Here is a 12,436-nt window from a genome sequence, read left to right on the forward strand (position 1 = left end):
AAGGGCTCATGAGTGCCATCGAGGAGCAGGCGGCCCCGCGCCCCGGGCCCGGCACACCGCCCCGTGGCGCGGGTCCCCGCCGGTTCCCCGGTGGCGTCGCCCCGGCGTCGCGGTCCCGGTCCGGGAGGCGACGGCGCACGTTCCTGCCGCAGTTCCTGCTCGCGCCCGCGGTGCTGCTGTTCCTGCTGTTCACCGTCGCCCCCGGCGCCTACGCCCTCTACCTCAGCTTCCTCAAGCCGCAGATCGGCGGAGGCCTGCTCGGCAACGAGGACCCGAAGGAGGTCTTCGCCGGCCTGGAGAACTACCGGGCCACCCTGGCCGACTCCGAGTTCTGGCACAGCATCCTGCGGATGCTGCTGGTCGCGGGCATCGGCGTGCCCGCCACGATCTTCTTCGCCACGCTGTTCGCCCTCTGCCTCGACGCGAAGCGGGCGCGGCTGGTCGGCATCGCGCGACTGGCCATCTTCCTGCCGTACGCCGTACCGGGTGTCATCGCCTCGCTGTTGTGGGGCTTCATGTACCTGCCGGCGACCAGCCCGATCGGCGGGGACCGCATCGACTACTTCGGCTCCGGGGAGGTGTTCTTCTCGGTCGCCAACGTGGCGGTGTGGGGTGTGCTCGGCTTCAACATGGTGGTGCTGTACACCACGTTGCGCTCCCTGCCGCGCGAACTGTTCGAGGCCGCCGAGATCGACGGGGCCGGCGAGCTGCAGATCGCGCTGCGCATCAAGCTGCCGCTGCTCGCCCCGACCATGACCCTGGTGACGGTGTTCTCGTTGATCGGGGCGCTGCAGTTGTTCAACGAACCGACCACCCTCAAACCCGTCGCGAACGCGATCAGCTCGACCTGGGTGCCGCTGATGCGCGTCTACACCGACGCCTTCGTCAACAACGACATCCACCAGGGAGCGGCCACGTCGTTCCTGCTCATCGTCATGACCGTCACGGCCACCGCGGTCGCCAACCTGATCCTGCGCAGGATCTCCCGAAGGAGTGAGCGATGAGCGCCGTCACCACCGGGGCCGCCTCGGCGGCCGCGCGCCGGCGGACGCCCTCCGGTCGCGTCAATCTGGTGCCCACGATCATCCTCGGCCTCGGCGCGCTGTACTGCGTGCTGCCCGTGGTCTGGATCGTGATCGCGTCCACCAAGACCAACGACGAGCTGTTCTCCACGGCGCCGTTCACCCCCTCGTTCCACGGCGGCTTCGTCTCCAACATCGAGGCGCTGTTCACGTACAACGACGGCATCTTCGCGCGCTGGGCGCTCAACTCCGTGATCTACGCCTTCGGCGGCGCCGCGCTGTCGACGGTCATCTGCGGCTGCGCCGGGTACGCGCTGGGAAAGTATCGCTTCCGCGGCAGCGTCTGGACGTTCCGGATCATCGTGGCCGCGGTGCTGCTCCCGCAGATCATGCTGGCCATCCCGCAGTTCCTGATGCTGGCGAAGGTCGGGCTGACCAACAACTACGCGGCGGTGATCCTCCCGCAACTGGTCAGCCCGTTCGCCATCTACCTGTGCAAGATCTACTCGGAGGCCTCGGTCAGCGACGACATCCTGGAGGCGGCCCGCGTGGACGGGGGGTCGGAGTGGCGCATCTTCCTGTCCATCGGCACCCGTCTCATGGCCCCGGCCCTGGTGACCGTGTTCCTCCTGCAGTTCATCGCCATCTGGAACAACTTCCTGCTGCCGTTCGTCATGCTCAACACCGACCGCCTCTACCCGCTCACCGAGGGGCTGTACGGACTGCTGATCATCACCGGTGGCCAGGCCGCGCAGTACTCCATCGTCATCATCGGCGTGCTGCTGTCGATCGTTCCGCTGGCCCTGCTGTTCCTCTCGCTGCAGCGGTACTGGCGGGTCGACCTGCTGTCCGGGGGAGTGAAGGCCTGATGCGTCACGGTGCCGGCCCGCGGCCGGTGGCGGCCGGGCTGCCCCGCCTCGGCTTCGGCGCGGCGGCCATCGCGCAGCCGCCCGTACCGGCCAGTCAGGCCATGGACTGCCTGGGCGCGGCCTGGGACAGCGGGTTCCGTTACTACGACACCGCACCGATGTACGGCGACGGGCGCTCGGAACTGCTGCTGGGATGGATGCTGCGGGGACGGCCGCGGGACGCGTACGTGCTGAGCACCAAGGTCGGCCGGCTGGTCCGGCCCGGCCACCCGGACACCGCGCGCACCGGTGCGGGCTGGATCTACGACTTCAGCCACGACGGAGTCCTCACCTCCCTCGACGAGAGCCTGCGGCGGCTGGGCGTCGACCGGGTGGACATGGTCTTCATCCACGATCCCGATCACCACTGGGAACAGGCCCTGGACGGCGCGTGGCCCGCACTCGCGCGGCTGCGGGACGAAGGGGTGATCGGCGCGGTGGGGGTCGGCATGATCCAGGCGCCCATGCTGGCCCGGTTCATCCGGGAGACCGACATCGACGTGGTGCTGGCGGCCGGCGTCTACACCCTGCTCGACTCGCAGGCCCGCCTCGAACTGCTCCCCGAGGCCGAGCGTCGGGGCGTCACGGTCGTCGCGGCCCAGGCCATGCACGGCGGGCTGATCGACGGAGCCGTCCAATCGCAGTTCCGCTACCGGCCGGTGACCGAGGAGATCCGGGCGACGGTGGCGCGGATCGCGCGGATCTGCCGCGCGTACGGGGTACCCACCGCTGCCGCAGCGCTCCAGTTCCCGCTGGGACACCCGTCCGTGGGCTGCGTCCTCACCGGCCCCGCCTCGCAGGCCCAACTGCGTGAGAACCTCGACTGGGCGACGACCGAGATCCCGCCGGCGCTGTGGGGACGGCTGCGGGAGGAGGGCCTGCTGCCCCCGGACGTCCCCGTGCCCGCTCTTCCCGCGCCACGCCCCTGGAGCATCCCGTGAGCCGCATCGTCATCCTCTCCGGCGTGTCGGGGGTCGACGACCCCTGGCACGACTTCACGGCGACATCGCAGGCCATCGCGGACTGTCTGGACGCCGCCGGCTGGACCTGCACCGTGGAGACCACCGGCCGCTCCGACCGCGCCGGCCTGACCGACGCCGACCTGTTGATCGTCAACAGCGGGCTGGGGTCGCCCCCCGGACCGGGGACCGATCCCTCGGCGGCCCTCCTCGACCACCTGGCCTCCGACCGGCCGGTCCTGGGCGTCCACACCGCGGCGAACACCTTCGGGGCGGTGCCCGCGTGGGCGCGGCGCCTCGGGGTGCGCTGGGTGGACGGCGTGTCGATGCACCCGCCCATCGGCCCGCAGCGACTGACCCCGGCGGCCGGGCCCGTCCTGGCCGGCCTCGACGAGGTCACGGTCCACGACGAGCTCTACAGCCACCTGGACGTGCTCCGCCCGGCGGACGTGCTCCTCGCGCACGCCCTCGACGGCCGCGACCACCCGCTCGTCCTCGCCCGCTCGCAGGGCAGGCAGCGGACCGTCTACGACGCGCTCGGACACGGCGTCGAGTCCTACGCGTCGGCCACCCGCCGCGAACTGCTGCGCCGCGAGGTGCGCTGGCTGCTCGACGCGGGCTGAGCCGCGCGTGCCGGTTGGCCGGAGCCCGACGGCCCGCCGGAACCTGGGTTTCGGCGGGCCGTCGCGAGGTCGGACCTCAGGACTCAAGGGGGACAGGTCAGTAGCACAGGCAGGGATTCGTTTCCCCGCCCAGGCCGAACACGTCCGTGTCCCGGAGCGCACCGGAGTAGGCCTGCACCTCGTCCACATCGCCGTGGAGGTACTCGCCCCAGCCGTCACCGTCCTTCGCGCGGCCGATCTGGAGGTCACCGGTGCTGTGCCAGCCGTTGGGGAGGCTCGCGGTCGCCTGGGCGTTGGTGTAGCCGTCGGCGAAGAGTTTGACCGTGTCGGTCCCGTCGTCGTAGATCACGACGAGACGGTGCCCTTGGCCCTCACCGCCGTCCGCGGCCGCGATCTGGGACACCACCTTCTCGGGGGCTCCGACCTCGTCCTTCTCCGGCATCACCAGCTGCCAGGTGTGCGTGGACGGCTCGTAGCGCACCTTGAAGGCGTCGGTGTGCTCACCGGCCTGCGACAGCACGGTCATCGGATGGGCCGGCACGGAGTCCGCGAGGCGCACGACGACGCCGAGGGTGAAGCTGTCCCCGGTGTCCACGACGGGCCCGTCTGCGGCGGCGTACCCGGTCTCCCCGTCCAAGCGCAGATGCCCTTCGCCGACGAGCGGCGGCGGCATGTAGGTGCAGTCGGGGTCGAGGTCCGGGATGCACGAACTGTCGGACACACGGTAGATCGAAGCCCCCGCGCCGAGTCGCAGCGGCGCGCCGCCCGACTGCTCGGGGCTCGTGCCGTCCTCCTCGCTCCCCAGCGACCAGTGGCCCAGCAGGTTGGGCCTGCGCAGCGCCAGTTCGGCCATCTCACCCGGTACGACGACCCGGTCGTAGACCTGTACGTCACTGACGTCGCCGTCCCACCGGTCACGGTAGCCGGTGGTCCCGCGGGTGCGTCCCATCTGGAACGCGCCGGCCGTCGTGGCGGGAGACGCTTCCGCGGCGGTGCCGACCTCGTGGCCGTTGACGTACAGATGTGCGCGGCCTGTCTCGGCGTCGTAGAGCCCGAGCAGATGGGCCCACTCGCCGGTCTCGGGCGCGCCACCGGACACTTGAGCGCCCGCGATCGCGAACGACCAGACCGGACCGGGGTCCTGGCTGCGCAGCCCGAGGCTGAAGCCGGCCTTGCCGTCCGCGTCCTGGCTGGCGACGGTCATGGTCCGGCCGGTTTCGTCGGGCCGCGCCCAGGCGCTGACGGCGAAGGTCTTGCCGATGTCGGTGGCCGGGCCGTCCGTGGTGAGGAAGCCGTGGCCGCTGCCGTCGAGGTTGACCGTGGTGGCGGCCGCGGTGCCCGCGGGCGCAGGGCCGCCGAAGGCCACGCCGGTGCCGGCACGGGCGGCGGAGCCCGTCTCGGCAGCCGCGGAACGGGAGCCCGCGGGGTCCTCCAGCCTCCAATGGGCGACAGGGGCACGCCCGGACTTCACGTTGAACTCGTACTGCGACTCAGCGCTGGGTCGGCCCGACCTGTCGATCGCCTGAACCGTCAGCCGATTGGGCCCGGAAGTCAGCGGGAGGTACGGAATGGTCACGGCTGCGCCCGGCCGCTGGGCGGAGACGGTCCCCACCGGACCGCCCAGGAAACGGTAGGTGTACGACACCACGTCGTCGGACGGCGAGTCCATCGTGAAGTGGCCGTAGACGCCGACCCCGTCCACCCGGAACACGTCCTCGGGGTACTCGGGGGAACTGATCGTCGCCTTCTCAGGGTTCGCGTCGTCGTACACGAACGAGCAGACCGAGCCGTCGCCCTCATCGCTCCATGCGGAGGTCGCCCGGCCGTCGTTCGCGCGGACGTGCCAGGAGACGACCGTGTTCGCCGGGACGTCGTTCGGTATCGTCCAGGAGAACGGGGCCCCTGACGAGAAGGTGCCGGTGGTGAAGCCGCGGCGCTGCTGCACACCTGCCGCGTCCGTCCACCAGGCTTCGAACTCGCCCGTGACCGCACTGCCTTCGCCGGGCTGGTTGTCCTCCTCCGGGTCGTACAGCACGGCACGGAGCCTGGGCAGCTGCGAGATGTACGGTGTGTCGTCGCCGGTCGCACAGGCCTTGCCCTCCGACTGGAGGTCCTGGACCAGTGGCTGCTTCGGCGGCAGGTTGTCCAGCGCGTGCGCCGTACCGGTAGCGGTGACCAGCAGCGCCACCGCGCAACTCCCCACCACCATCTGTCTCCGCCGGTGCGTCCTTCCGAACCCTGTCAAGTGGCCCTCCCCTGTGATCGAGGCTCGTGGATCACACGAGCCGGACGAAGCTAACAGAGATCGCTGACAGCGCCGAAAGGGTTTTCTCTTCGTCCGGGCCAGCTGGAATCGCAGGTGGCAGCCTGCTGGAAGGGGATCGGTCTGTGACTGCGAAGGTTCGCCGGGTCGGTGGGTGCGGCAGATGCGGAAGGTTGTCCAGGCCGCCCGTGAACCCCTTCCGTCAGGGCCGCAGCATCTCGGCGGCCCGTTCGGCGATGGCGCAGACGGTGGCGTTGGTGTTCGCCGAGGGGATCGAGGGGATGACGGAGCCGTCGGCGACGCGCAGGCCGTCCACGCCGTGCACCCGCAGGGTGGTGTCGACGACGGACGCGGCGTCGTCGCCGATGCGGCAGGTACCGACGGGGTGGTGGTAAGGGGCCAGGGTCCTGCGCACGTAGTCGCGCAGGGCGTCGTCGCCGGTCGTCCCCGGGCCCGGCTGGGCCTCGTGACCGCGCCATGCGTCGAGCGCGTGCGCCCGACCGATCTCCCGCGCCAGACGCAGGCCCCGCAGGGCGGTGTCGAGGTCGCGGTCGTCGCCGAAGTAGTCGGGGTCCACCAGGGGGAGGACGCAGGGATCCGTACTCGCGAGGCGGACGCTGCCACGGCTGCGGGGCAGCATCGGAGAGACGCCGATGGTGTATCCCTGTCCCGCCCCGGGCATGTCGGCGGCCGGGATGTGGCCCGGGGCGTCGATGAAGAGCACTTGGAGGTCGGGGCCGTCGAGCCCGGGCTCGGTGCGGACCAGGCCGAACGCCTCGCCGTGGTTGTTCGCTGCCGCCGGGACCGGACGCGCCGACCGGTAGACGACGTTGGTCATCGGGTGGTCGTGGAGGTTCGCCCCGACACCGGGCAGGTCCACCAGGACGTCGACGCCCGTACGGCGCAGGTGTTCGCCGGGGCCGACGCCGGAGAGCATCAGCAGTTGCGCCGACCCCATGGTGCCCGCGGTCAGGACCACTTCGCCCGTGCAGCCGACCGCGAAGGTGCCGTCCTCGGTGCTGTACTCCACGGCCGTGCACCGCCCGCCGGTGATGCGCAGACGGTGGGCGAGGGCCCCGGTCACCACGGTCAGACCGGGGCGGTGCAGGGCGGGCGTCAGGTAGGCGTCGGCCGCGCTCTGTCGCCTGCCGTCGACGATGTTCAGGTCGGCCCAGCCGAATCCCTCGTCGGCTCCGCCGCTGATGTCGGACGCGCGCGGGTGGCCCGTCTCGGCCGCCGCTTCGAGCAGGGACGCCACGACCGGGTTCGGGGGAGTGGGCGGTCCCACGGTCAGGGGGCCGCCGACGCCGCGCAGCGTGGGATCGCGTCCGGAGGTGTTCTCGCTGCGCTTGAAGTAGGGCAGGAGGTCGTCGAACCCCCAGCCGGCCAGGCCGGATTCCGCCCAGGCGTCGTAACTGGAGCGGTGGCCGCGCACGAAGTTCATCGCGTTGATGGCCGATCCGCCGCCCAGCGCGCGCCCGCGCGCGATGGGGACGGCGGTACCGGTGGCCCGCTGCGGGACGGTGGTGTCTCCCCAGTTCGCCGAGGTGCTCAGCAGGGCGGGCCAAGCGGGGGGCGCGCTCATGTCGGTCGTGGTGTGCGCCGTGCCCGCCTCCAGCAGGAGCACCCTTGCGTCGTCGTGCTCGGTCAGCCGTGCGGCGATCACGCAGCCGGCCGTCCCGCCGCCCACGACGACGTAGTCGTAGCTGTCGGTGGTTGATTCCATGGTGGTCCGTCCCCGGATTTGTTGATCGGTTGTGCCGCTTTCCCGTTGACTCCTGTGCGTGGGCCTCGCGGGCGGCGCGGTCACTCCGTGATGGGGTAGCGCGGCGGCTGGGGTCCTTCGATGGTGATCCACTGGAGTTCGGTGAACTCCTCCAGCCCGGCGCGCCCGCCGGACTTTCCGTGACCGCTGTTCTTCACGCCGCCGAAGGGGCTCTGCGGCTCGTCGTCGAGCGTGGTGCCGTTGATGTGGCACATGCCGGCGTTGATGCGCTTGGCGAGGTCGAGGGCGAGGGGGATGTTCCGGCTGAAGACGGCCGAGGTCAGCCCGTAGTCGCTGTCGTTGGCCATGCGCAGGGCTTCCTCGGGCCCGTCGACGGAGATCACGGCGACCACGGGACCGAAGGACTCCTCGCGGTAGACGCGCATGTCGGGAGTGACGTCGGCGAGCACGGTGGGTGTGAAGCACGGGCCGTCGGCCGTTCCGCCGGTCAGCAGCCGCGCGCCGGCCGTGACGGCGTCGTTCACCAGGCCGGACAATCGCGTGATGCTGTCCGCTCCGACGACCGGGCCGAGCATCGTCGACGGGTCGCGGGGGTCGCCGCACCTGACGGTGGCGGCGAGGGCGGCCAGTCGCCGCGTGAACTCGTCGGCGACGGAACGGTCGACGATGATGCGTTCGGTGGACAGGCAGCCCTGTCCGGAGTTGGCGAAGGAGCCGAAGGCGGTGGCGCTGACCGCCCGGTCGAGATCGGCGTCGGCGAGGACCAGGGCCGGTGCCTTGCCGCCGAGTTCGAGGATCGCCTGCTTCATGTGCGCGGCGGCCTTCTGGGCGATGATCCGGCCCACCCGGGTCGAGCCCGTGAAGTGCACCCTGCGGACCGCCGGATGGGCGATCAGCGCGTCCACTACGTCGGGGGCGTCCGCGGGGGCGTTGGTGACGAGGTTGTAGACCCCGTCGGGGAGTCCGGCCTCGGCGAGGCATTCGGCGACCAGGCCGTGCGTGCGCGGGGTCTGTTCCGACGCCTTCATCACCACGGTGTTGCCCAGGGCCATCGCGGTGGGGACCGAGTTGCCGACGAGCAGAGCCGGTGCGTTCCACGGGATCAGGCAGGCGACCACGCCGACCGGCCTGCGGACCGCGATCGAGGTGCGGCCCGGTACTTCGGAGGGTATGAGCTGGCCGGTGAGGCCCTCGTGGACGGCGCTCGCCGCGTAGCGGAACTTCTCGGCGAGGGCGGTGGTGTTGAAGTGACCCCAGCCGGCGGTGCCGCCCATCTCCGCGGTGATGGCCGCGCAGATCTCCGCGGCCCGTGCTTCCAGTCGCTCGGCCGCGGCCCACAGCAGGCGGCGGCGTTCGTTGGGCGGCAGCGCGGCCCAGGAGGGGAAGGCACGTTCGGCGGCGTCGCACGCGCGTACGGCATCCGCGGGAGCGGCCGCTGCGGCCCGCGAGGCGACCTCGCCGGTGAAGGGGTCGCGGGCGACGTAGGTGTGCGCGTCGGCGGCCTGCTGCCAGGTGCCGTCGATGAGTAGCTGCTGAACGGGGTTGTCGATGGTGATGGTCACGGGATGTTCTCCTGCTCGGGGACGTCGCGGATCGCGCGGATCACGACGCTTGGCGGCATCGGAGGTCCGACGGGACGAGCGGCACGGGCCGGCGTCGGGAACGGCCGGCGGTGGCGCCGGGGCCCGGGGCGCCCGTGGTGGGGCGGAAGCCGAGCCGGTCGTCGTCCTCGGTGGATGGGTGGTGTTCCAGCCCAACAACAAGGGAGCCTAGCGCCGATAACGTATATATGCAAACAATGCTAACAACACTCCCAAAAATGAACAAAGGGGTGATTCCAGACCCGCCCTCCTCGTTACCGAACGTCCCTAGGCGTGAGCGGAACGTCGCGGCACATCGTGCAGCCATGTGCCGACGAGTGCCGGTCCTGCCGAGGAGCGAGTCGGTACCGAGCATCCTGACGATCCGTCATATCTTCATGCGGGCCCCATAATTCACGACTTAATTTTTGGTTTGTATTGACGCCCGGGCCGCCGGCTCCTACCGTCCGATCCAGCTCGCGCACCCCGCAACGCGACAGAGGAGACACGCGTGACCAACGCTCCCGCCGTGCTCGTCCGAGTCCGCCGTCACCGCAGACTCACCACCGTCCTCACCACCGCCACCCTGCTGCCGGTCGCCGCCGGCATCACCCTGCTCGCCGCCCCGGAGGCCGGGGCGGCGACCATCCCCACCATCCCCACCACCGTCGTCAGCGCCAACAGCGGCAAGTGCGTGGACGCGCGTGCCGCGACCACCGTGAACGGCACGGCCGTGCAGCAGTACACCTGCAACGGCACCGCCGCCCAGTCCTGGCAGTTCACCGCGACCGACAGCGGCTACTACCGGATCGGCGCGGCCTCCGCGCCGAATCAGGTATGGGACGAGACCGACGTCTCCACCGCCGACGGCGCGCTGACCCAGCTGTGGCTCTACGGCGGCGGCACCAACCAGCAGTGGCTGCCGGTCGCCGAGGCCTCCGGCTCCTACCACTTCGTCAACCGCAACAGCGGGAAGTGCCTCGATGTCCCGTCGGCGTCCACCGCGGACAGCGTCCAACTGCAGCAGTACACCTGCAACGGCACCGCCGCCCAGTCCTTCGCGCTCTCCGGCGGCGTCACACCGCCGCCCAACACACCGGACTTCGGCCCCAACGTGACGGTTTTCGATCCGTCGATGTCGGCGGCCGCCATCCAGTCGAAGGTCAACTCGGTCTACGCCACCCAGCGAACCAACGAGTTCGGCACCCAGCGCAACGCCCTGCTGTTCACTCCCGGCACGTACAACGTCGACATACCCGTCGGCTACTACACGCAGGTCTCCGGGCTCGGCCTGTCGCCGACCCAGGTCTCGATCACCGGTGGCGGCGTGCACGTCGAAGGCCACCTCGAGGACGGCAACGCCACGCAGAACTTCTGGCGCGACGTCGAGAACATGTCGCTGAGCCCCAGCTCCGGCAGCACCATGTGGGCCGTCTCGCAGGCCGACCCGTTCCGGCGGATGGACGTGCACGGCAGCGTGAAGCTGTGGGACGACACCCACGGCACCAGCACCAACTGGTCCAGCGGGGGCTTCATCGCCGACTCCCGGATATCCGGCCAGGTCAACTCCGGGACCCAGCAGCAGTTCCTGACCCGGAACACCGCGCTGAACGGCGGCTGGACCGGCCGCAACTGGAACATGGTCTTCGTCGGTGACACCGGCGCCCCGGCCACGTCCTTCCCCAACCCTCCCTACACCACCGTGGCCCAGAGCCCGGTCATGCGGGAGAAGCCGTTCGTCTACGTCGACGGTACGGGCGCCTGGAAGGTCTTCGTCCCGTCACCGCGCACCAACGTCCAGGGGCCGGACTGGGTCAACGGCACGCCCCCCGGGACCTCGCTGCCGATCGACCAGTTCTACATCGCCAAGCCCGGTGACACCGCCACGACGATGAACAACGCGCTCGCCGCGGGCAAGAACCTGATCATCACGCCGGGCGTCTACCACCTGTCCGCCGCTCTGAACGTCACCCGCCCCGACACAGTCGTGCTCGGGATGGGCCTGGCCACCCTCGTCCCGGACAACGGCAACGCCGCGATCACCACGGCCGACGTCGACGGCATCGACATCGCCGGACTGCTGATCAGCGCGAACACCACCAACTCCGCCACGCTGATGCAGGTCGGCCCGGCCGGGTCCACCGCCGGTCACGCCGCCGACCCGATCGTGCTGCACGACGTGTTCTTCCGCATCGGCGGCGACATCCCGGGCAAGGCCACCCAGACACTGGTCGTCAACAGCAACGACGTCATCGGCGACGACCTGTGGCTGTGGCGCGGGGACCACACCAACGGCGTGGGCTGGACGACCAACCCGGCCGCCAACGGACTGATCGTCAACGGCAACAACGTCACCATGTACGGCCTGGCGGTCGAGCACTACCAGAAGTACCAGACCACCTGGAACGGCAACGGTGGCCGCACCTACTTCTACCAGAGCGAGACCCCCTACGACGTGCCCAACCAGGCCGCCTGGACCACCAGTGGCGGCGATCTCGGCTACGCCTCGTACAAGGTCGCCAACTCGGTCACCTCGCACGAGGCATGGGGCGTGGGCGTCTACGCCTACCTCCGTGACAACCCGTCCCTGGTGCTCGGCCACGGCATCGAGGTGCCCACGGCGTCCACGGTGAAGTTCCACAGCATGGTCACCACGGTCCTGGGCGGTGCCGGCACCATCAACCACATCATCGACAACACCGGCAACCAGGTCACGGCCTCCAGCAACGTGGCCTACCTGGTCAGCTACCCGTAGACCCGTCCGCACCCTTCCCGCACCGGACGCAGGGGCCGGCCCGAAACCGGGCCGGCCCCTGCGTGTTGCGGCTCCTCGAGCCGCCCGCTGAGAAGTGGGCGGGCTTGCTGAGCACGGACGAGATCGTGCGGGGCTACGGGACCGCGTTGCCCGCTGACTATCTGTGGCTGATGGAGACGTACGGTCCGGGCGAGATCTCGCACTACCTCGGAATCCATGCTCCGGTCGGCGCTTCCGAGGTCGGAAAGGTCTCCGGCGTCTCTCCGAGCGAGGCCTACCCGGATGAAGGCGTGGAAGGCCTCTATCCGGAGTACCTGGTGTACGGCGGCCTTTTCGTCTGGGGATACACCCCCGACGGCGACGGCGCGTTCTGGAGCACCAACGGTGAGCCGGACGCGTGGTCGGTCGTCGTCTGCCGCAGGCACCACGGTCCTGACGAGCCGGCGTGGTCCCGCTACGAGTACGGCATCGTGGGGTTCCTGGTGCGCACCTTGCAGGGGCGGCTTCAGCGCAACCCCTTCAGCGGCACCGACCTGTGGCGGAACGAGACCGCCAGATTCGCACGCGACTGAGCGGCCGTCGGACTCCCTTGCGCCGCCC

Annotated in this window: 9 protein-coding genes; 6 read left to right on the forward strand and 3 right to left on the reverse strand. The window is 70.4% G+C overall.

Annotated elements, in window-relative coordinates:
- Window positions 1-8: 8 nt before the first annotated feature.
- The 4 genes from ACFYXS_RS05215 to ACFYXS_RS05230 are packed head-to-tail and all read left to right on the forward strand — an operon-like array spanning window position 9 to window position 3,512.
- Window positions 9-1,004: a carbohydrate ABC transporter permease gene (locus ACFYXS_RS05215; protein WP_389244042.1), complete on the forward strand. Its 996-nt coding sequence runs from the start codon at window positions 9-11 to the stop codon at window positions 1,002-1,004.
- Entirely contained in the window at window positions 1,001-1,891 is an 891-nt protein-coding gene (locus ACFYXS_RS05220) for a carbohydrate ABC transporter permease (protein ID WP_389244044.1), read from the forward strand. The genes ACFYXS_RS05215 and ACFYXS_RS05220 overlap by 4 nt, the downstream gene beginning before the upstream one ends.
- Window positions 1,891-2,871, forward strand: a complete 981-nt coding sequence (locus ACFYXS_RS05225; RefSeq protein WP_389244046.1) for an aldo/keto reductase — start codon at window positions 1,891-1,893, stop codon at window positions 2,869-2,871. The genes ACFYXS_RS05220 and ACFYXS_RS05225 overlap by 1 nt, the downstream gene beginning before the upstream one ends.
- On the forward strand, window positions 2,868-3,512 hold the full coding sequence (locus tag ACFYXS_RS05230) for a ThuA domain-containing protein (protein ID WP_389244048.1): 645 nt from the start codon (window positions 2,868-2,870) through the stop codon (window positions 3,510-3,512). Before ACFYXS_RS05225 ends, ACFYXS_RS05230 begins: the two co-directional genes overlap by 4 nt.
- A gap of 97 nt (window positions 3,513-3,609) precedes the next feature.
- Here the strand turns inward: ACFYXS_RS05230 and ACFYXS_RS05235 are convergent, their stop codons facing one another.
- From ACFYXS_RS05235 to ACFYXS_RS05245, 3 genes are all read right to left on the reverse strand, one after another.
- Window positions 3,610-5,721: a LamG-like jellyroll fold domain-containing protein gene (locus ACFYXS_RS05235; RefSeq protein ID WP_389244050.1), complete on the reverse strand. Its 2,112-nt coding sequence runs from the start codon at window positions 5,719-5,721 to the stop codon at window positions 3,610-3,612.
- Window positions 5,722-5,977: 256 nt separating this feature from the next.
- Window positions 5,978-7,501 (reverse strand): GMC family oxidoreductase, encoded by a 1,524-nt coding sequence (locus ACFYXS_RS05240; RefSeq protein ID WP_389244052.1) that lies wholly within the window; start codon window positions 7,499-7,501, stop codon window positions 5,978-5,980.
- An 80-nt stretch (window positions 7,502-7,581) separates the two neighbouring features.
- A complete protein-coding gene (locus tag ACFYXS_RS05245) occupies window positions 7,582-9,063 on the reverse strand; it encodes an aldehyde dehydrogenase (RefSeq protein WP_389244055.1) in 1,482 nt (493 codons plus the stop codon).
- Window positions 9,064-9,592: 529 nt separating this feature from the next.
- On the opposite strand from ACFYXS_RS05245, the gene ACFYXS_RS05250 reads away from it, so the two are divergent.
- Both ACFYXS_RS05250 and ACFYXS_RS05255 read left to right on the forward strand, forming a co-directional pair.
- On the forward strand, window positions 9,593-11,836 hold the full coding sequence (locus tag ACFYXS_RS05250) for an RICIN domain-containing protein (protein ID WP_389244057.1): 2,244 nt from the start codon (window positions 9,593-9,595) through the stop codon (window positions 11,834-11,836).
- Window positions 11,837-11,940: 104 nt separating this feature from the next.
- Window positions 11,941-12,408: a hypothetical protein gene (locus ACFYXS_RS05255; protein ID WP_389244059.1), complete on the forward strand. Its 468-nt coding sequence runs from the start codon at window positions 11,941-11,943 to the stop codon at window positions 12,406-12,408.
- Window positions 12,409-12,436: the final 28 nt, after the last annotated feature.

Origin of the sequence: Streptomyces sp. NPDC002574 (assembly GCF_042889545.1) — a bacterium.
Lineage (GTDB): Bacteria > Actinomycetota > Actinomycetes > Streptomycetales > Streptomycetaceae > Actinacidiphila.

Coding starts and splice junctions, on each gene's coding strand:
- ACFYXS_RS05215 (WP_389244042.1), top strand. CDS start 9: ATGAGTGCCATCGAGGAGCAGGCGGCCCCGCGCCCCGGGCCCGGCACA.
- ACFYXS_RS05220 (WP_389244044.1), top strand. CDS start 1,001: ATGAGCGCCGTCACCACCGGGGCCGCCTCGGCGGCCGCGCGCCGGCGG.
- ACFYXS_RS05225 (WP_389244046.1), top strand. CDS start 1,891: ATGCGTCACGGTGCCGGCCCGCGGCCGGTGGCGGCCGGGCTGCCCCGC.
- ACFYXS_RS05235 (WP_389244050.1), bottom strand. CDS start 5,721: ATGGTGGTGGGGAGTTGCGCGGTGGCGCTGCTGGTCACCGCTACCGGT.
- ACFYXS_RS05240 (WP_389244052.1), bottom strand. CDS start 7,501: ATGGAATCAACCACCGACAGCTACGACTACGTCGTCGTGGGCGGCGGG.